The sequence below is a fragment of the Nocardia sp. NPDC052316 genome, from assembly GCF_044547795.1.
Classification (GTDB): domain Bacteria; phylum Actinomycetota; class Actinomycetes; order Mycobacteriales; family Mycobacteriaceae; genus Nocardia.
Map to the genome: position 1 here is coordinate 378369 of NZ_JBIUBB010000002.1, position 17645 is coordinate 396013.

General features: G+C 69.9%; 16 protein-coding genes. 5 read left to right on the top strand and 11 right to left on the bottom strand.

Annotated features, from left to right (window positions below; translation table 11 throughout):
* Positions 1 to 7 precede the first annotated feature (7 nt).
* Positions 8 to 1621 carry a nitrilase-related carbon-nitrogen hydrolase gene (locus tag ACIHA7_RS08725; RefSeq protein WP_397287166.1) on the bottom strand — a complete coding sequence of 538 codons (1614 nt, stop codon included), beginning with the start codon at positions 1619 to 1621 and terminating at the stop codon, positions 8 to 10.
* Between the two features lie 192 nt (positions 1622 to 1813).
* On the opposite strand from ACIHA7_RS08725, the gene ACIHA7_RS08730 reads away from it, so the two are divergent.
* Genes ACIHA7_RS08730 through ACIHA7_RS08740 form a run of 3 tightly spaced genes read left to right on the top strand, consistent with a single transcriptional unit; the run spans position 1814 to position 4228 of the window.
* On the top strand, positions 1814 to 3010 hold the full coding sequence (locus tag ACIHA7_RS08730) for a hypothetical protein (protein ID WP_397287168.1): 1197 nt from the start codon (positions 1814 to 1816) through the stop codon (positions 3008 to 3010).
* A complete protein-coding gene (locus ACIHA7_RS08735; protein ID WP_397287170.1) occupies positions 3007 to 3597 on the top strand; it encodes a GPS-CTERM domain-containing protein in 591 nt (196 codons plus the stop codon). Before ACIHA7_RS08730 ends, ACIHA7_RS08735 begins: the two co-directional genes overlap by 4 nt.
* Before the next feature lie 19 nt (positions 3598 to 3616).
* Positions 3617 to 4228, top strand: coding sequence for a neocarzinostatin apoprotein domain-containing protein (locus ACIHA7_RS08740; protein ID WP_397287172.1), 612 nt, complete (start codon positions 3617 to 3619; stop codon positions 4226 to 4228).
* A 53-nt stretch (positions 4229 to 4281) separates the two neighbouring features.
* Here the strand turns inward: ACIHA7_RS08740 and ACIHA7_RS08745 are convergent, their stop codons facing one another.
* From ACIHA7_RS08745 to ACIHA7_RS08760, 4 genes are read right to left on the bottom strand one after another with little or no spacing between them, the layout of a single operon-like run.
* The gene (locus ACIHA7_RS08745; RefSeq protein ID WP_397287174.1) at positions 4282 to 5718 is read right to left on the bottom strand and encodes an aldehyde dehydrogenase family protein; all 1437 of its coding nucleotides are present in this window, start codon (positions 5716 to 5718) and stop codon (positions 4282 to 4284) included.
* Positions 5715 to 6860, bottom strand: coding sequence for an FAD-dependent oxidoreductase (locus ACIHA7_RS08750; RefSeq protein WP_397287176.1), 1146 nt, complete (start codon positions 6858 to 6860; stop codon positions 5715 to 5717). Before ACIHA7_RS08750 ends, ACIHA7_RS08745 begins: the two co-directional genes overlap by 4 nt.
* A complete protein-coding gene (locus ACIHA7_RS08755; protein ID WP_397287178.1) occupies positions 6857 to 8266 on the bottom strand; it encodes an aldehyde dehydrogenase family protein in 1410 nt (469 codons plus the stop codon). Before ACIHA7_RS08755 ends, ACIHA7_RS08750 begins: the two co-directional genes overlap by 4 nt.
* On the bottom strand, positions 8263 to 9537 hold the full coding sequence (locus ACIHA7_RS08760) for an acyl-CoA dehydrogenase family protein (RefSeq protein ID WP_397287180.1): 1275 nt from the start codon (positions 9535 to 9537) through the stop codon (positions 8263 to 8265). Before ACIHA7_RS08760 ends, ACIHA7_RS08755 begins: the two co-directional genes overlap by 4 nt.
* Before the next feature lie 142 nt (positions 9538 to 9679).
* Here ACIHA7_RS08760 and ACIHA7_RS08765 point away from each other — a divergent pair, with 142 nt between their 5' ends.
* Positions 9680 to 10465 carry an IclR family transcriptional regulator gene (locus ACIHA7_RS08765; RefSeq protein WP_147128446.1) on the top strand — a complete coding sequence of 262 codons (786 nt, stop codon included), beginning with the start codon at positions 9680 to 9682 and terminating at the stop codon, positions 10463 to 10465.
* 7 nt (positions 10466 to 10472) lie between these two features.
* Here the strand turns inward: ACIHA7_RS08765 and ACIHA7_RS08770 are convergent, their stop codons facing one another.
* The 3 genes from ACIHA7_RS08770 to ACIHA7_RS08780 are packed head-to-tail and all read right to left on the bottom strand — an operon-like array spanning position 10473 to position 13096.
* Positions 10473 to 11180, bottom strand: a complete 708-nt coding sequence (locus ACIHA7_RS08770) for a hypothetical protein (protein ID WP_397287183.1) — start codon at positions 11178 to 11180, stop codon at positions 10473 to 10475.
* 16 nt (positions 11181 to 11196) lie between these two features.
* Positions 11197 to 11871, bottom strand: coding sequence for an isochorismatase family protein (locus ACIHA7_RS08775; RefSeq protein WP_397287185.1), 675 nt, complete (start codon positions 11869 to 11871; stop codon positions 11197 to 11199).
* 10 nt (positions 11872 to 11881) lie between these two features.
* Positions 11882 to 13096, bottom strand: coding sequence for a CaiB/BaiF CoA transferase family protein (locus ACIHA7_RS08780; RefSeq protein WP_397287187.1), 1215 nt, complete (start codon positions 13094 to 13096; stop codon positions 11882 to 11884).
* A gap of 94 nt (positions 13097 to 13190) precedes the next feature.
* Here ACIHA7_RS08780 and ACIHA7_RS08785 point away from each other — a divergent pair, with 94 nt between their 5' ends.
* Positions 13191 to 14099 carry a hydroxymethylglutaryl-CoA lyase gene (locus ACIHA7_RS08785; protein ID WP_397287189.1) on the top strand — a complete coding sequence of 303 codons (909 nt, stop codon included), beginning with the start codon at positions 13191 to 13193 and terminating at the stop codon, positions 14097 to 14099.
* On the opposite strand, the gene ACIHA7_RS08790 is transcribed toward ACIHA7_RS08785, so the two are convergent.
* From ACIHA7_RS08790 to ACIHA7_RS08800, 3 genes are read right to left on the bottom strand one after another with little or no spacing between them, the layout of a single operon-like run.
* Positions 14082 to 15488, bottom strand: a complete 1407-nt coding sequence (locus ACIHA7_RS08790; protein ID WP_397287191.1) for an MmgE/PrpD family protein — start codon at positions 15486 to 15488, stop codon at positions 14082 to 14084. The two genes, ACIHA7_RS08785 and ACIHA7_RS08790, sit on opposite strands and share 18 nt — an antisense overlap.
* Positions 15485 to 16330, bottom strand: a complete 846-nt coding sequence (locus tag ACIHA7_RS08795; protein ID WP_397287193.1) for a cyclase family protein — start codon at positions 16328 to 16330, stop codon at positions 15485 to 15487. The genes ACIHA7_RS08790 and ACIHA7_RS08795 overlap by 4 nt, the downstream gene beginning before the upstream one ends.
* A complete protein-coding gene (locus tag ACIHA7_RS08800) occupies positions 16327 to 17514 on the bottom strand; it encodes a CaiB/BaiF CoA transferase family protein (RefSeq protein WP_397287195.1) in 1188 nt (395 codons plus the stop codon). Before ACIHA7_RS08800 ends, ACIHA7_RS08795 begins: the two co-directional genes overlap by 4 nt.
* Positions 17515 to 17645 lie beyond the last annotated feature (131 nt).

Consider the following 17645-nt stretch of genomic DNA (forward strand, 5'->3'; position numbering starts at 1 on the left):
TCTGTCGTCACTGTGCTTCTGTCGTCATGGCGTAGAGCGGGTGCCGCGGCCGCCCGTCCAACAGGTCGGTGCCCCTGGACACGGCGCGGTTCACGGCCTGCGCGGGACGCACGGTCGCGCACACGCTCGGCGCGCCGGGCGGGGCCTCGGTCACGATGGGGTGGCTGATCACGCCGGTGAACGGCCCGCTCCACGCGGTCCACAGGGTGAAATCGGGGCTCAGCGCGTAGATCCCGCCGACGAGTCCGCCGCGCTCGTCGCTGCCCGCGGCGACGATGTTCATCCTGTTCTCCGCGGCGCGCTCGGCCAGGCCGAGGGGCAATTCCCATGGTTCGGTAGGGGAATACGGCACGGCGACGACGTCCACGTCCTGAATCGCGGCCAGCCGGAAGCTCTCCGGGAACAGCGCGTCGTCACCGACCACGAGTGCCATTCGGCCCCAGGGCAACTGGAATACGGCCAGCGCGCTGCCCTGCCTGGTCAGCCACGGATGACGGTTGGTCGGGTGCAGCTGCGGCTGGCAGCCGACCACCCCGTCGGCGTCGACCAGCACGCCGTGGTGCGCGCCGCCGGTACGCACGCTGAGCACCGCGTGTGCGGTGCTACCGCGCAGCGCCCGTACGACGTCCGGGACCGGCACCGCCGCGAGTTCGGGCAGCACGATGAGGTCGACGCCGTCGGCCGCGAGCTCGGCGACCAGCCTCGTGTCGGCGATCGCGAGCGCGGCCGACAGCGTCGGCGACCCGGCCGGTGCGCGCCGGCCTAGTGGTGCGCTCGTCAGCGGGGCATAGAGCTCGGGCCTGCGCGCGGCCAGGATGTCGGTGCCGTCGGGCCTGCGTTTGTCGTCGGCCAGCGGCACGTCGATATCGGCGACCACGATCGCCTCGCCGGTGACCGGCGCCATCGCCACCGCCCTGCCGTCCGGGCCGACGATCTGGCTTTCGCCCGCCCCGTGCAGGCGATCCGGTGGCACGCCGAGCCGGGCGGCGATCTGCGGTAGCTGCGCGGCGGGCAGCAGCGGCCCGACCTTGTTCGCGGCGATTACCCACACCTTGTTCTCGGCGGCCCGCACCGGTATGTGCAGGCTCGCCTCGTCGATCGCGAACGAGTTGAGACTGTTGAGCAACAGCTGCGCGCCGCGCAGCGCCAGCGATCGGGTGACCTCGTTGATGACGCCCTCCATGCAGGCGTACATGCCGATGCGGCCCAAAGGCGTGGCTATCACCGGTGATTCGGCCGTGCCCGGGTCGAGATAGTCGTTCTCGGCGCCCATCAGGATCTGCTTGTCGGACTCGCCGAGCAGCGCACCGTCCGGCCCGAACAGCAGACCGGTGCCGGTGGTGCGGCCGTCGGCCCGCGCCACCGTCACGCCGATCTTCACGTAGCAGCGGTGCCGTCGCGCCCGCTCGGCGACGGCGGTGAGGAAGGTGTCGCCGAGCGTGCAGGCCATTCGGCGCGCATGCGTCCGATCGTCGTACCAAGATAGATGGTTACAGAATTCCGGCAGCACAACGAGTTCGGCCGCCGCGTCGGCGGCCTGGTCGATCAGGCGAAGACAGGCGTCGAGGTTGACCGCGACGTCGGTGCCCGCAGCGAGTTGTGCGGCTGCGACTCGGGTCATGGACTCGACCCTTTCGTTCATTGCGTTTCGTAGGACGAAACGCGGTTTCCAACTTGTTCCGATTCTGTACCCCGGCAAAGGATCTGTCCAGGGGTGGCGAGACATTCGCCTTGACACTGCCCGACGTCGCGGGCACGATATGGCAATCGTGAAACTGCGTTTCCCTCAGTGGAACGCGAGTGGAGGTTGCGGATGACGAGGCATCGCCCATCCCTCGGTAATGCGGACAGCGGGCGCCCGTCACCGTCGCCGATCGACCACGCCCACCACCCGCGATACGGCGCGCGCCGGACCGTGCGTCTCGGTGCGGCAGTGCTCTGCGCGGTCGCGGCGGGGCCGGTGGCGGGCGGTCAGTTGGTGCTGCTCGGCAAGCCCTTCGGTGGACTGCTCGGAGTGCCAGGGGCGGTGGTCGGTTATCTGGTGCTCGCCGCCGGGGTGCTCGGACTACTCGCCGCGGCGCTTTGCCTGTGGCGGTTGCCGCTGTCTCTCGGAATGACAAGCGCGAGTGGGAGTCTCGCTGGCATCGCGGCAGTCGTGGCGGGTCTTGTCGACACCGTCGCGGTGTTCACGATCGCGGTGCTCGTCGCTGGTGCGGCGACGGGCCCGCTGCTTCTCGCCGCCCGTGCCCTCGCGGCCGAGTTCGGTCGCGGAAGCTTCGTCCTTCTCCATGGGGCGGCGGCAGGGGGAGTAGCCGTCGCCGCATGGCTGAGTGGCCTCTACTACGAGAAGCCCAATACGGGCGTGCTCATCGCGGGCGCGCTGACCGCAGTCCTCGGCGTGGCCGCCGGACTGGCCGGGCTTCGCGACGCGGGTGCTGTCCGAGTGGGAGAGAACTCTGCTCCTGCTAGGCCGGTCGTATTCGGATATGTCGCAATAGGACTCGTGGTGGGGGGCACTGTGCTGCCCGCGCTGCATCTATTGCTGTTCCGGTGGAATGAATTCGGTGCCGAGCAACTCGGCTGGCTCGTGGTCGCGGCCGCACCAGCGGTGGTGGTCGTCGCGTTGCCCGGCCGTCGACCCGCTGCCGTGCCGGTGCTGCTGATCCTGGCGGCGGGCGGGGCATTGCTCGTGGTGACAGCGCCGGGGCCGGTGCCGTTGACCATCGGGCTTGCGGTGACGCTGGCAGCCGCGGCCCGCGCGATGACCGCGCTAGATGAGCTGGTCCGGGAGACCACGCCGCACGCCGTGGGTTTGTGCGCACTTGTGGTAGCGACCGCGGGATTGGCGGGACTGGGTCTGGTCGATCTGCTCGCCCGGCTCATCGGCATGGGGTCGGCGCTGACCGTCCTCGGTATGGGCGTCCTCATCGCGGCGTGGCTGTCCGGCCGACCCGACCGACGCCTGCTGCCCGGCACGCGCGAATCGTCCAGCGAAAGAGGTGCGCCATGAGAAGTTTCGGTACGACGGCTCGGGTAGCGGTGACACTCGCGCTCAGTGGCTGGCTACTCGGTGCTCCGGCGATGGCGTTCGCCGATGAATCGGCGGCGATCCGGGTCGACGCCACCACGGAGCTGACCGATGGCCAGCGAATCACCGTGAGTGGCAGCGGCTTTCGCGCCGGTCTCGCCGCCGTCGCGGTGGGCATGTGCAAGACGGGCTTCAGCAACGGACTGAAGGACTGCGACTTGTCCGGCGGCGCGACGTTCGTCAATATCGGCGCGGACGGCGCCTTCGGCCCGCTGACGCTGACCGCGCATCCCCGATTCCACGAGATCGACTGCACCCTGCAGCAATGTGTGATCGCGGCCGCGCCCCTGCCCGGTACCGAACCGCCGGCCGTCGTAGCGGCGAACTCGGCTGCGGTGCCGGTAACTTTCGCGGGCGCGCGACAACCGGCCGCCCCGGCATCCGTGCCCGCCGCGGCCGCGCGCTCCGACACCGATATCGAAGGTCCGTCCACCGTGCTGTGGACGGCCACCGCCGGCCTGCTCGTGCTCGTCGCCGGTTTCGCCCTCGCCGATCGGCGGCGACTGTGAAATCCCTCAGGAGGAAAATGTGAAGCTCATCGGTACCCGGCCCAGGACGCATGGGATGCTCGCCGGACCACGCCTCGTGGCGCTGGCCGCGCTCACCACGGCCGGGCTGCTCGGCGGCGCGCCGACCGCGCTGGCCGCCCCGACGCTCCAGGTGAGCCAATCCACGGGACTCGCGGTGGGTCAGACCGTCACGGTGACCCTGAACGGCCTGCCCGCCAATATGGCGGCGGTCGCGGTCGGCCAATGCAAACCGCGGATCGCGGGGCCGGGGGACTGCAATCTCACCGGTTCGATGATGGGCGCCGCCGACGGGCAGGGCAGTTGGCAACCCACCGGGGACAAACGGGCCATCACGCTCGTCGGAGCGGTCGGTGGCACCGACTGCACCGCGGCACCGGGTGCCTGCACGATCAGTGTCACCAGCCTGACCAACGCTACGGAGATCATCGCCTCGGTACCGTTGACCTTCGGGCCGCCCGCGGAGACTCCGAAACCCTCTGCTGCCGCGAGCGATACCGCCGAGAGCGACGACTCCGACAGCAACACCCCCATCATGGCGGGCATCGGTATCGCCGCGGCGGTGCTCATCGCGGCCGCCGTGGTGCTCGTCGCGCGTCGTCGTCGTAGCTGACCGCAGCGGGTGGTCCGGGGCATGCGCAAGTCGTCCCGGGCCATCCGCTGCGATCATTCGGGCCGGTGCGGCTCCGCGGACGCGCCCGGATAAGCACCGGCGGGTAGACCGGTTCCGCCCGCGCGGAAGGGGCCGGGTGCGTGCGTGACGGTCGGCTGGACGTACTCGCACAGACCTTCCTGCGCGTATTCCCGGCCGAAGCCGCTGTTCTTGGTCCCGCCGAACGGGGCGCGCAGCGACATGCCGGTGCGGTTGTGGGTGTTGATGAAGGTGAAGCCCGCTTCGATGCGCGCGGCGACGGCGAAGGCCCGGTCCTCGTCGGCCGACCAGACCGATGCGGCCAGCCCGAGCTCGGAATCGTTGGCGCGCGCGAGGACCTCGGCCTCGTCGCGGTAGGTGAGGATCGGTACCGCCGGGCCGAACTGCTCCGTGCGGACCAGATCCGCGTCGTCGGGCACCCGGAGCGCGAGTACCGGATCGAGGAAGTACCCCTCGCCGGTCGGCGCGCAGGCGAGCGGGACGATCAGCGCACCGAGGTCCCTGGCGTCGGTGACCAGCCCACGCACCCGTTCGGCGGCGGCCCGGGTAACGACCGGTCCCATGGTGACGGTTTCGTCGAGCGGATCTCCAACCAGCAGGATGCGTTGTGCCGCGGCGATATACGATTCGACGAACTCGGCGAGCCGGGTCTCGGGCACGTACAGCCGCTTCGCCGCCATACACACCTGCCCGGCCGTGGCGAACGAGGCGAGGACGAGACGCTCGAAATCCGCCGGGGTCAAGGCGAAGTCGTCGAGGAATATCGCCGGATCGTTGCCGCCGAGTTCGAGCAGCACCGGCGTGATCGCCGCGCCCGCCGCCGCCGCGATCGCGCGCCCGGCGTGCGCACCGCCGGTGAACGCGACCTTACGCACCAGCGGGTGGGCGATCAGCGCGTGCACCGTGTCCGGGCCACCGTGGATCACCGTGGTGGCGGGCAGCAATTCGGCGGCGGCGGTAATGGCCAGCGGTGCCAGCGGTGACGGTTTGAGCACGACCGCGTTGCCCGCGGCGAGGGCCGGACCGAGCTTGAGCATGGACAGAATGATCGGCGCGTTCCACGGCGTGACCGCGGCGACCACGCCGAATGCCCGCGGCGACACCACGACTCGACCTTGCGCGTCATCGACGGTTCGGGCCCCGAGCACATCGGCCGCGTGTGCTCGCACCCACCGCAGATAGGTGGCGGCGAAACCGATTTCACCCCGGCAATCGGTGACGGGTTTACCGGTCTCGCGCGCCAGCAAGGTCGCCAGTTCGGCCGTGCGGGCATCGAGGGCGTCGGCGGCGCGGCCGAGCGCGGCCAGGCGAGCTTCCAGCGGTTGTCGCGACCATTCACGAAAATGCGAGTGCGCCTCGCGTACCACGGCATCGACCGCGTCCGGCTGGGTCGCGGTCACCGCTCCCACGATCTCGCCCGGCCGCGCCGGGTTCTCGCGTTCGATCCTCACGGCCGGATCTCCAACGAGTCGAGCAGACACGCCCGACGCAGATAGGTGCGGGCCGCCACCGGATCGGCGGCCAGTTCACGCAGCTGCTCGCGGTGGCTCGCCGCGTCGCCGCGCAGCCGGTTCCAGTTGTCATGGCTGGTGCGTTGCACGTGGTCCACGGCGACTCGATGCCGGTGCGCGGCAACCTCGTCGAGCCGTGCCTCGGGTCCGCCCTCGACGACATCGGCCAGCGCGGACGCGAGTTGGACGGCGTCGTGGATGCCGCTGTTCATGCCGAGCCCGCCGAGCGGATTGTTGACATGGGCAGCGTCGCCGATCAGCAGGACCCGGCCGTGCCGGAACCTGCCGGCGACCCGCTGATGTACCCGATAGAGCGTGGCGTGCGCGATCTGCCACGGTCTGCCGAGATCCGCGACCGCGGTCAAACGCTCTGGCAGCCTGCGTAATTCGAGGTCGTCGTCGCTGTCGGCGGGTGTCGGCAGCAGCACCCGCCAATGCTCCGGCGTGCGCAGCAGCACCAGCCATTCCGCGGGATCGAAGACGTAGTTGATCGGCGCGATACCGGGCAGCGCCTGCGCCAGATCCTCCTCGACCGACGCGACCAGGAAGCGTTCCGGATAGGTGCTGCCACCGAATTCGACACCGAGCCCGTGCCGGACGGCGGAGTGCGCGCCATCGGCACCGATCACCCAGTTCGCGCGCACCGGGCCCTTGGCCGTCCGCAGCACCACGGCATCATCAGTGCTCAGCAAGCCGTCGACGCGGTAGCCGAACCGCACGTCGGCGGCGCCGAGGGCATCGAGCAGCAGGGGAGTGAGTTTGCTCTGCTCGCATTGCACCCGGAACGGGAAGGGGGTGTCCGCTGCCAGCACGGTGAGATCGAGCGTGGCGATCTCACCGCCGCCGCGTTCGCGGTATTGGAAGGTCGAGGCGACGATGCCCCGGTGCAGCAGCGGATCCAGGACACCGAGGTCGCGCAGCATCTCCAGGGTCGGCGGATGAAATGTGGACGCGCGCGACTCGGTGGCCAGCTCCGTGCCCTGCTCCAGCACGGTCACCCCGATCCCGCGGCGGGCCAGGGTCAGTGCGGCCGTGAGCCCGACCGGCCCGGCACCGACCACGACGACCGTCGGCGTGCTCATGACGTGTGCAGGGCGAAGCGCCCTTCGACGCCGACGACGCGCGCGCCGGTGAAGAAGCGCAGCGTCTCCGCCGTGCCCTCCTCGCCCAGGCCGGACAGTCCCCACGCGGGCCGCGGCGTCATCAGGTGCAGGCTCATGATCGAGGAGCCGTTCACCTTCACCTCGCCCGCCCGGATCTGCCGCGCGACGCCGAGCGCCTGGTGCTCGTCGACGCCGCAGACGTAGCCCTCCAGGCCGTAGGGCACGGCGTTGGCCAGCGCTACCGCCTCCTCGGTCCGGCGGTAGGTGGCGACACCGGCCACCGGGCCGAACACCTCGTCGCTCAGGTCGCCGTCGAGCAGCGTTGGGGCGAAGTAGTTTCCGTCCTCCGGAACGGCGCCGAAGCTCCGTGTGCCGCGTGCGTCGAGCGAAGACCGCAGCTGCTGAACGTGTTTCGAGTGCACCAGCGGGCCGAGCTCGGTCCGCGGATCCATCGGCGGCCCGACCCGCAGCGCCGCGAGGCGTTTACCGATGCCGTCGAGCAGCTCGTCGGCCCGGTCGGCAGGCAGGATCAATCTGCCGAGCGCCCGGCACCATTGGCCGTTCAAGGTGGTCAGCAGCTCGGCGGCCATCCGCGTCGCGGCATCGGGATCGGCATCGGGCAACACCACGAGCGGATTGTTGCCGCCGAGCTCCAGCTGGCATGGGCGCAACATCGCGGCCGACGCCGTGGCGACCGAACGTCCGCCGGCCAGCCCGCCGGTGAACGAGATCGCCTTGATCCGGGACGCGGCGACCAGCTGCGCACCGACTTTCGCACCGCCCTGCACCAGCTGGAACATGCCCGCTGGCACGTGCTCGGCGATCACCTCGGCCAGCACCACCGAGCTGTAGGGCGCGAGTTCGCTGACCTTCAGGATCACCGGACAGCCCGCGGCGAGCGAGTTGGCCACCTTGTGTGCGGCCATGGGGGCAGGCGCGTTCCACGGGACCAGGCACAGCGCCGGTCCCAGCGGCAGGCGGAGCACCTCGACGCCGTCGCGCTCTTGGCGCAATACGCCGGACCGGATCTGCTCGGCCGCGAGCCGGAACGAACCCGACACGATCGGTCCGAGCAGGGTGGTCTGGGCCAGCGGGACACCGGTCGCGCGGGCATCCAGTTCGGCGATCCAGGCCAGCCGTGTTTCCAGGGCATCGGCGATCGCGTCCAGCACGGCGGGTTCGACACGGCCGGAGGCGGTTTCGGCGCGGCCCGCGGCGGTTTCGGCGACCGCGAGCGCTCGCTCGACCCGGTCGGTGGCGGTGGCGACGGCCCTGGCCACCGGCGCCGCGGTGGCCGGATCCTCCAGCGCGACACCGAGATCCACCGACGGCGTGCCCCACTCGCCGTCGATCAGGTCGGCGATGGCGGGTAGTTCGGTACTCACCGGCCCGCCTCGGCCGGTGCGGTGGCGAACAACTCGTTCGCCTTGGCGTCGGTGACGATGCGGGCCACCTCGAGCATGCCGCGCTCGGCCGGGAAGGTCATCACCAGGCCCATCGCCAGATCGCGCAGCGCGCGCCCCGCTACCCCGCTCATCGCGGCGGCGGAGGTGCCGCCCGCCTTGAAAGCGCCGAGTGCCACCTGGAAACAGGCCTCGGTCACCGCGCCCTTGCCGAGGCGCCACTGGGTGAACACCTCCTGCTTGGGCTTGAACGGCGGCTCCGCGGTCTCCACCGTCAACTGATAGCGCAGCCAGAGATACGCGGTCTGCAACTGCTTGGTCATCTCGCCGATGAGCACCTGGTGCACCGGCGAGGACGCGATCGGCTCGCCGGTGTCGGCGAAGGTCTTCGCGGTCGCGGTGGCCAGCATCTCGTCGTAGACGTTCTGCGCGCAGCCGGTGTAGACCGCCGCGATGGCGAGTTGGTTGCCGACGAAACTGCCTCTGCTCATGCTGAGCATCTTTGTGAACGCGCCGGGCACGGCCAAGGCCTCGTCCTGCGGAATGAACACCTCGTCGAGCCGGATCCCGTTGTTGGCGGTCGCGCGCATGCCGAGGCCGTCCCAGGGGGCGCGCACGTGCACGCCGGGCGCGTCGCGGGGGACGAAGAAGGTCGCCAGCCCCTCGGCGGTGTCGTAGCCCTCGATCTTGGCCGAGGTGAGGTAATAGTCGGCCACGCCGGTCGCGCAGCCGAATGACTTCTCGCCCTGCAGGATCCAGCCGTCGTCCACCTTGCGGGCGGTGGTGGCGATGGTGATGTTCGCGGCGGCGGTCTTGATCGCCTCGGAGGCGAAGTTGGCCAGCCAGCAGCCGTCGGCCATCCGGGTGAGCAGCTTCTCGGCGAAGGCTCGCACCACGGGGATCTCGTCGTCGGCGAACAGTCCGGCGTCGATCGCCTCCAGTGGGAGCAGACCGCGGGATGCGCTGGTGTTGTGGAAGAAGTAGGCCAGCGCGGTGGACGGGCAGGCGGTGCCCATGGCGTAGGTGGCCGCGGCCAGATCGCGCAGCGTGCCGCCGAGTCCGCCGAACTTCTCCGGTACCACCAGCCCGAGCAATCCGGCGTCGCGGAGCAGGTCGACGTGGGTGGGGGGAAAGGCGCCGAGCCGGTCGGCCTCCTCGGCGGCGGCACGCAGCGCGGGTAGCACAGCGTCGACCCGTTGTGCGCGTTCGCGTTCGGCGTCGGTCATATCTTCGACGAGTCGTGCACCGATCATCGGACCATCCTCTAGCGGTCTGTATTGCCGTTTCGATAGTCGAAACATTGTTACGCACACGGTAACGCCGAGTATCGGCGGCACGCAAGCCGTGATGGGGATGGTGTTTCCCATCGGGAAATCCACCGCCTACACTCGAGGCGTGTCCGAAACCGAATCCGACAACCAGAGCCGGTCGATCGCGGCGGTCGAACGCGCCATGGATGTGCTGTTGCTGTTCGGCCGCAGCGGCAGGTCCGACCTCGGCGTCACCGAGATCGCCACCGAGCTCGGCATCACCAAGGCCGCGGTGCACCGCATCCTCACCGCGCTGCGCAATCGCGACCTGATCGCCCTCGAGCCGACCACGCGTCGCTACGCGCTCGGCCACGCCGCCATCGCGCTCGGCCGGGCTTACCTGGCGCGCACCGATCTTCGAGTGATGGCCGCGCCGGAACTGCGCAGGCTGGCGTCGGTGACCGGGGAGACCGCGACGCTGTCGATCCGGCGCGGCGACACCCGAATGTACGTGGATCAGGTGGTGCCGGACCAGGAACTGCGCATGGAGGTCGCGCTCGGGGTGCCGTACCCGCTCTACGCGGGCAGCTCCTCCAAGGTGATCCTGGCGATGCTGCGCAAGGAGGAGATCGACGAGTATCTGAGCAGGCACGAGCTCACCGCGTTCACCGATGCGACGATCACCTCGGTCCGGAAACTGCGCACCGAGCTGAACGCCACGAAGAAGCGCGGCTACGCGATCTCGATGGGGGAGCGCCAGATCGGGGCCGCGTCGCTGGCCGCGCCGATCCTCGACCACGACGGCGGCGTGGTGGCCGCGATCAGCGTGTGCGGGCCGCTCTCGCGGTTCCAGCCACGGATGGACGAGTACGTGCCGATGCTGCTGAAGGCGGCGGGCGCGGTATCCGCTCAGCTCGGCTACACGCCGTAACCATCGCTCACAGCGCGGCACCGGGCTTGAACACGCCCAGTGCCGCCGCGGCGAGCACGCTGCCCCAGATCAGCCACACGTACGGCAGGCAACCGTCGACGCTGCGCCGCAAGGTGCGCTCGACGGACTCGCTGGAGCCGGTGCTCATCAGTGCGCCGAAGGCGGGACCGAAGGGGCGCAACGTCATTCGAATGCCGAGCCCGGCCGCGATGGCGAGGGTGTAGAGCAGGATCTTGCCGCCGAGCCAGCGTGGATTGGTGGTGACACCGAACGGCTCGTGCACCAGCAGGGCATAGAGGCCTGCCCCGGTCATCGCGGTGATGACCGCGAACCGCAGGCCGAGATCGGCTCGGCGCACCGCGGCGAGTTGCCCGTGCGTGCGGTGCGCGAGCGCGGTGAGCGTCAACCACACGGCGGCGAAGATCCACACCGCCGCGACGAACCACCAAGGGAACAAATCGATTCCGAACGCGCTGGCACCGTGTGGCTCCAGCGCCATCAAGGTGATGCCGCTGGGCAGGAACAACACCAGACAGATCTTCGGCGCGAGATCTAGTCCGCTCATGATGGCCAGCGCGGTCGCGCGCGCGGGTGGGGTGAGCGCTGGATTGATGACGAACCGGCTGGAATAGAAGACGCCGAGATCGCCGCCGAGCCAGCATACGAACAGCACCAGGTGCAGCATGATCCACCAGCCGTGCAGGTGTGGGCCCATGGGAATCCTTTGTCCGCTAAGCGAGTTCCGCGCCGGCGGCGGTCTCGGGGGTGTGGTGCCTGCCGCCTGCCGCCGAGCGCAAGACCGCCAGCGCCTCTGTGCGGCTCAGCACGTCGGCGTACTTGATGTCCAGGTCGAGCAGATTGGCTTCGTGCAGGGCGGTAGTGCGGTCGCCGCAGGCCTCGGCGACGACGAGCGGGCGGAAGCCGTGCTGGAGCGCGTCGGTCGCGGAGGCGCGCACACACCCGCTGGTGGTGAGGCCGACGATGACCAGGGTGTCGATGCGGCGGGCGGTCAGCAGCGCGGCCAGCGGGGTGGCGTGGAACGCGCTCGCGTACTGCTTGGTGATCACCGAGTCGCCCGGGACCGGTGCGGGATCGGCGAGAAAGTCGCCGAGTGGGTTGCCCGCCTCGAATACCCGCAGTACCGGCACCTTTCGGCGGAACAGCCCGCCGTCGGGGCCGCCGGGCTCGTAGCGCACCCGAGTGAAGATCACCGGCAGGCCGGATTCCCTTGCCTGGCCCACGATTTCGGCGGCCACGCGCACCGCGTCGGCCACCGGCGCGTAGAGCGGCGAGTCCTCGGTGACGTAGGCGGCGCAGACATCGATCACCAGCACGGCGGGGGAGTCGCCCGCCCCTAGCCGCGCGCTGTAGCCGGAGCGGCGGTACTCCCCGGATCGCTCGGTCACCGGGCGGTTCTCAGATGATGCCATCGGCGGTGAGCTGTTCGATCGTGTCCGGGTCGAGGCCGAGCAGTCCGCCGTAGACGTCCTGGTTGTGCTCGCCGAGCGCGGGCCCGGGATGGCGTACCGCGCCGGGCGTCTCGCTCAACTTCGGGAAGACATTCTGCATCGGCAGCTCACCGAACTCCGGATGGGCCAGTCGCACAATGGCTTCGCGGGCGGCGAAGTGCGGGTCGGCGAACATGTCGCGCGCGGTGAAGATGCGGCCCGCGGGCACGCCCGCCGCGTGTAACCGGTCGAGCAGGTCGCCGGTCTCGATGGTCGCGGTCCAGCCGGCGATCAGTTCGTCCAGCTCGGCCATCCGCGCGCCGCGGGCCGTATGGGTGGCATACCGTTCGTCGGTGGCCAGTTCGGGACGGCCCATGACCTTCACCAGCCGGGCGAAAACGGTGTCCTGGTTGGCGGCGACGAGGATCATTTCCCCGCCCGCGGTGGGATAGACGTTGCTGGGAGCGACATTCGGCAGCACCGCGCCGGTGCGCTCGCGTTGATATCCGGTCACCGCCCACTCCGGCAGCAGGGACTCCATCATCGCCAGCACCGCCTCGTAGATGGCCGAGTCGACCATTTGGCCGCGCCCGGTCCGCGTGCGGTGATGCACCGCGGCGAGGGTGCCGATGGTGGCGAATACGGCGGCGAGTGAGTCACCGAGGGAGATGCCGGTTCTGGCCGGGGCGTGCTCGGGATCGCCGGTGACGTAACGAATGCCGCCCATGGCCTCGCCGATGGAGCCGTATCCGGCCCGAGGGGAGTACGGTCCGGTCTGGCCGTAGCCCGTTACCCTGGTCATGATCAGCTCCGGATGGTCCGCCCGGAGTCGGTCGAACCCGAGGTTCCAGCGCTCCATGGTGCCGGGCCGGAAGTTCTCGATGACGATGTCCGCACGGTCGATGAGCCGACGCGCGAGCCGTTGACCGGCCTCGTCGCGAAGGTTGCAGGTCACCGACTTCTTGTTCCGGGCGACCACCGGCCACCACAGCGATTTACCCTGCGACTGTTCCCGGCCCCACTGCCGCATCGGGTCGCCGGTGCCGGGTGCCTCGAGCTTGATCACCTCGGCGCCGAGATCGCCGAGCAGTTGACCGCAGAACGGTCCGGCCAGCAACTGCCCCATCTCGACTACCCGCAGATCGGCAAGCGGCCCTGTCGGTTTCGTCGCCTCGACTGCCATGTGGCGGGTCTCCATCCTGTTGCACCCCGAAGGTTCAAAGTGGATACAATGTATCCCTCAGTGGAACAAGGCCGCAAGGTGAGTTGGAGGATCTGTGAACGTCACGCTGGTCGAGGTCGCCCCGAGGGACGGCTTGCAGAACGAGCCGGAGATCCTCGCCGTCGCCGACAAGGTCGCGCTGGTGCGGCGCAGCGTCGATGCGGGATTGCGGCGGATCGAGGCGGTGAGCTTCGTGAATCCCCGGCGGGTGCCGCAGATGGCGGATGCCGAGGCGGTCATGGCCGAGGTGCCTCGGCTCGACGGAGTGTCCTATGCCGGACTGGTATTCAACGAGCGCGGTCTGGACCGCGCGCTGGCGGCGGGCGTCGATGAGATCAATGTTGTTGTCGTCGCTACGGATTCGTTCAGTCAGCGCAATCAGGGGTGTTCGACCATGGCAGGGGTCGAGCGGTGGGCGGAGCTGGCGGCCAGGGCGCGCGCGGCCGGGCTGCTGCGCACGGTGACCATCGCCGCCGCGTTCGGCTGCCCGTTCGACGGGGAGGTACCGGAGTCGACTGTGCTGGAGCTGGTCCGCCGCGTCGCGGAGGCGGATCCGGACGAGATCGCGCTGGCCGACACCATTGGGGTCGGGACGCCGGATCGGGTGCGCGCACTGGTGACCGGTGCGGCGGCGATCGCGCCGACGGCCACCCTGCGTTGTCATTTCCACAACACCCGCAACACCGGCTACGCCAACGCCGTCGCGGCGTTGGATGCGGGTGTCCGGGTGCTCGATGCCAGCACCGGCGGCATCGGCGGGTGCCCGTTCGCGCCAGCCGCGACCGGCAATATCGCCACCGAGGACCTGCTGTACACCTTGGCTCGGATGGGCATCGAGACCGGCGTGCGGATCGAGCCGGTCATCGAAACCGGCTCGTGGCTCGGCGAATTGCTCGGTAAGCCGGTGCCCGCCTTGCTCGGCCGGGCCGGGCTGTTCCCGGCGCCGTCACGTCCGCAGCAGTGACATCAGCTCGTCCAGGTCTCGGTGTTCGGCGAGGCCGAACACCACCCTGCTGATCCGGTCCGCGCGATCTGCCGAAAGCGTGCGCTCGGTATTCAGCCGGAACTTGGTGGCGAGCTCCGCCTCGGACAGGGGATTGCCCGGCCCGCCCCGATTGCTCTCGACCCGCTCGGTGCGGACGCGGCCGTCGGTCAGCCACGCGGTGAGCACGGCCGGAAATTGGTGCGGGAATATGGCATCGCAGCGTGCGTCCGCGACACAGGTGACGCGGGCGGCGAGGGCGAGTCGCTGCGGGTCGGCGGCCGCGGCGTCGGTGAAATCTTCGTGGAAGACACCGAGACCACCACCGCCGAGTAGTGCGGCCGCGACGGTGTAGGGGCCGGAGAAGGCGGCGTGGTAGCCGGACTGCGGGCGGGTCTTCTCCGCGGGCGGCTCACCGATGGTGCGCAGCACAGCCGTTGGTGCGCCGAGTTCGAGGCGGACGATGTCGGCGGCGGTGATGCCCTCGGCCCGCAGCCGCAGCGCCGCATCGATCCCGGCGTGGGTGAAGTGATTGCAGGGGTAGGGCTTGAACACCACCTTCGGCAGCTCCCAGTGCTCGCCGAGGCCGTCGAGGATCGCGGCCGGATCACATTGGTCGCCGCAGAACGCCTGGAGTAGCCCGAATCTGCCCTCGAAGACGGTCGGCGGGCCGGTCAGTCCGGCGCGGGCGAGCCCGGCCGCGGTGACGGCGGCGTGCGCGGCCCAGCCGCAGTGCACCCGCTTCACGGTGCCGCCGGTTCGGTTGGCTTCCAGCAGCCCCGACCCCATGCTCGCCGCGATGGCGATCGCATGCGCGATGGTGTCGGCGTCGGACCCGGCGAGCATGGCCGCGGCCGCCGCGCCACCGAGCGCGCCGCAGATGGCGGTCGCGTGCAGGCCACGCTCGAAGAAGATCGAATTACCGAGCGCCGCATCGTAGCCCGCCATACCGACGCGCACCGCGAGCTCGATCCCGACCGCGACGGCGTCGAGTAGTGCGCCGCCGCCGGCGTTCCCGGCTTCGGCGGCGGCGAGGGCGGCCGGGACCACCGTCGCCGAGGGATGCAAGACCGACGGTAGGTGGGTGTCGTCGAAATCCAGTGCGTGCGCGAGGGTTCCGTTGAGTAGCGCCGCACTCGCGGCAGGCCGTCGACCGGGGAGCCCGAGCGCCGTAGCGTGCGGCGTGCCGCCCCATTCCTCGACAACGGTCCGCACCGCATGGACGGCCGGTGTGTCCAGTGCGGCGAAGCTGTTCCCGAGCGCGTCGAGCACGCGCTGGGCGGCGTTCGCGCGCAACGCGGGACCGACGCCGTGGTCGCGGGCGGACGCGGCGAAGGCGGCCAGCCGGCCCACGATGGTTGACTCGTTCATCGGCTGACCGCCGCGAGCGGACGGATGGGGGAGCCGGTGCCGCCCACGATGCGTAAGGGCGCGAGCAGGAACGTGAATTCACCGAGCCCGCTCGTCGCGAGCTCCTCCAGTGCCAGGTGTTCCATGATGTAGATGCCGGATTCGACCAGCAGCACCCGGTGCACGGGTAGCACGCTGTGCCCGGCGCCGGGCGGAATGCACTCGTAGGCAGTGGTATCCGAGCCGGTCGCCACGACCGCGCGCGCGGCGAGCCACTGTGCCCCGGTGACCCCGACCCCTGGAACGCCGGTCTCCTTGCCCAGGTAGGCGTCGGGTTCGTCGAACAGTCGCGACCATCCGGTGCGGATCAGCACGACGTCACCGGCCGCCACTTCGATCCCCGCCTGCCTGGCCGCGTTCTCGAGGTCGGTCACTGTTATCTCGTAACCACCAGGGAGAGTAGCGGTTTCGTGTGCGGCGGCGATGTCGAGCAGCACGCCGCGGCACAGCAATCCTGGTAGGTGCTCGGCGCCGTGTGTGGTGAATCGGCCGCCGCGCTGGGCCTCGTGTGCGTCGACGCCGCCGTGCAGCGCGCCGTGCTGGCTGACGTGGCTGAGCGCGTCGATGTGGGTGCCGACATGCCCGCCGGTCACGATGATCTCGTTGGCGGCCGAGCCGCCGTCCGGGCGCACCAGGTCACCGTGTCTGCGCGCCAGCGTCATCCGGAAGCCGGGGTGGTTCGGTGAGCACGGCATGCCGGTGAAGAACGGCTGGCCGAGTTCGATCAGGCGGACGCCGCCGCGCACCGCCGCGAGCAGCGGATCAATGGCGGTCGGCCGGTGGGTGGCCGGTGGGTGCGTCATCGGATCACCCCGGCGGCACGGAGCTCGGCCCGTTCGTTCGCGTCGACGCCGTAGCGCGCCAGCACCTCGTCGGTGTGTGCGCCCAAAGGTGGACCGGTCCACCGTATCTCGCCGGGCGTCTCGGAAAGTCGGAACAGGATGTTCTGCATGCGTACGGTGCCGAGCTCCGCGTCCGGTAGCGCGGTGATCGAGCCGAGCGCTCGATACTGGGGATCCTCGAGCACATCGGCGGCCGTGTAGATCGGGGCCACCGCGGCCTCGGCCTTCTCGAAGGCGCGCACCACCTCTTCGGTACTGTGCCGCCCGATCCAGCCGCCCACCGCCGCGTCGAGTTCGTCCGCGTGCCTTGCTCTTTCGGTGCCGGAGGCGAACCACGGCTGATCGATGAGGTCGGGGCGGCCGACCAACCACAGCACCCGCTCGGCGACCGACTGCGCGCTGGTGGAGACCGCGACCCAGCCGCCGTCGGCGGTGCGATAGGTGTTGCGCGGCGCGTTGTTCGAGGACCGATTGCCCATGCGTGGCGGCAACTCACCCAGCTGGTCGTAGGCGATGATCTGCGGTCCGAGCAGCGTGAGGATCGGTTCGATGATGGCCAGGTCGACCTCTTGGCCGGTGCCGTCGCGGTCTCTGGCGCGCAGCGCCGTCATGATCGCGAAGGCCGTTGTCAGCGCGGCGATTCCGTCGGCGAGACCGAACGGGGGCAGGGTGGGCGGCCCGTCCGCCTCGCCGGTCACGGCGGCGAAGCCGCTCATCGCCTCGGCCAGGGTGCCGAAGCCGGGGCGCCGCGCGTACGGCCCGATCTGGCCGAATCCGGTGACCCTGGCCAGCACCAGCCGTGGGTTCAGCGCGCGCAGTTCGGGGTAGCCGAGTCCCCAGCGTTCGAGGGTGCCCGGGCGGAAATTCTCGATCACCACGTCCGCCTCGGCCACCATCCGCCGGAAGATCTCTTGGCCCTGCGGCGCACCGAGATACAGCGTGACGGACTTCTTGCCGCGGCCGAGCATCTTCCACCACAGGCCGACGCCGTCGCGCTGGGCACCGTGGCTGCGCACCGGATCGCCCTTCGGGTGCTCGACTTTGATGACGTCGGCGCCGAAATCGGCGAGCAGTGTGCCTGCCAGGGGACCGGCGAACAGCGTCGCCACGTCGAGCACTCTGATTCCGGCCAGCGGTTGCGTCATCGCCAACTCCTTAGTGCCGCGACGCGTTTCGCTCAGCGAAACACTGATGCGCCGATCGCGGCATTGACTACCAGCGCATGCTACTGCGATGATCGCCAAAATGGTAACTGCGTTTCGCATAGAGAAACTGG

What these genes read in the sequence shown, in the direction of transcription:
- ACIHA7_RS08760 (WP_397287180.1), bottom strand. Translation starts at nt 9,537, where the DNA reads ATGATCGGTGCACGACTCGTCGAAGATATGACCGACGCCGAACGCGAA.
- ACIHA7_RS08770 (WP_397287183.1), bottom strand. Translation starts at nt 11,180, where the DNA reads ATGGGCCCACACCTGCACGGCTGGTGGATCATGCTGCACCTGGTGCTG.
- ACIHA7_RS08730 (WP_397287168.1), top strand. Translation starts at nt 1,814, where the DNA reads ATGACGAGGCATCGCCCATCCCTCGGTAATGCGGACAGCGGGCGCCCG.
- ACIHA7_RS08735 (WP_397287170.1), top strand. Translation starts at nt 3,007, where the DNA reads ATGAGAAGTTTCGGTACGACGGCTCGGGTAGCGGTGACACTCGCGCTC.
- ACIHA7_RS08725 (WP_397287166.1), bottom strand. Translation starts at nt 1,621, where the DNA reads ATGACCCGAGTCGCAGCCGCACAACTCGCTGCGGGCACCGACGTCGCG.
- ACIHA7_RS08800 (WP_397287195.1), bottom strand. Translation starts at nt 17,514, where the DNA reads ATGACGCAACCGCTGGCCGGAATCAGAGTGCTCGACGTGGCGACGCTG.
- ACIHA7_RS08795 (WP_397287193.1), bottom strand. Translation starts at nt 16,330, where the DNA reads ATGACGCACCCACCGGCCACCCACCGGCCGACCGCCATTGATCCGCTG.
- ACIHA7_RS08790 (WP_397287191.1), bottom strand. Translation starts at nt 15,488, where the DNA reads ATGAACGAGTCAACCATCGTGGGCCGGCTGGCCGCCTTCGCCGCGTCC.
- ACIHA7_RS08780 (WP_397287187.1), bottom strand. Translation starts at nt 13,096, where the DNA reads ATGGCAGTCGAGGCGACGAAACCGACAGGGCCGCTTGCCGATCTGCGG.
- ACIHA7_RS08750 (WP_397287176.1), bottom strand. Translation starts at nt 6,860, where the DNA reads ATGAGCACGCCGACGGTCGTCGTGGTCGGTGCCGGGCCGGTCGGGCTC.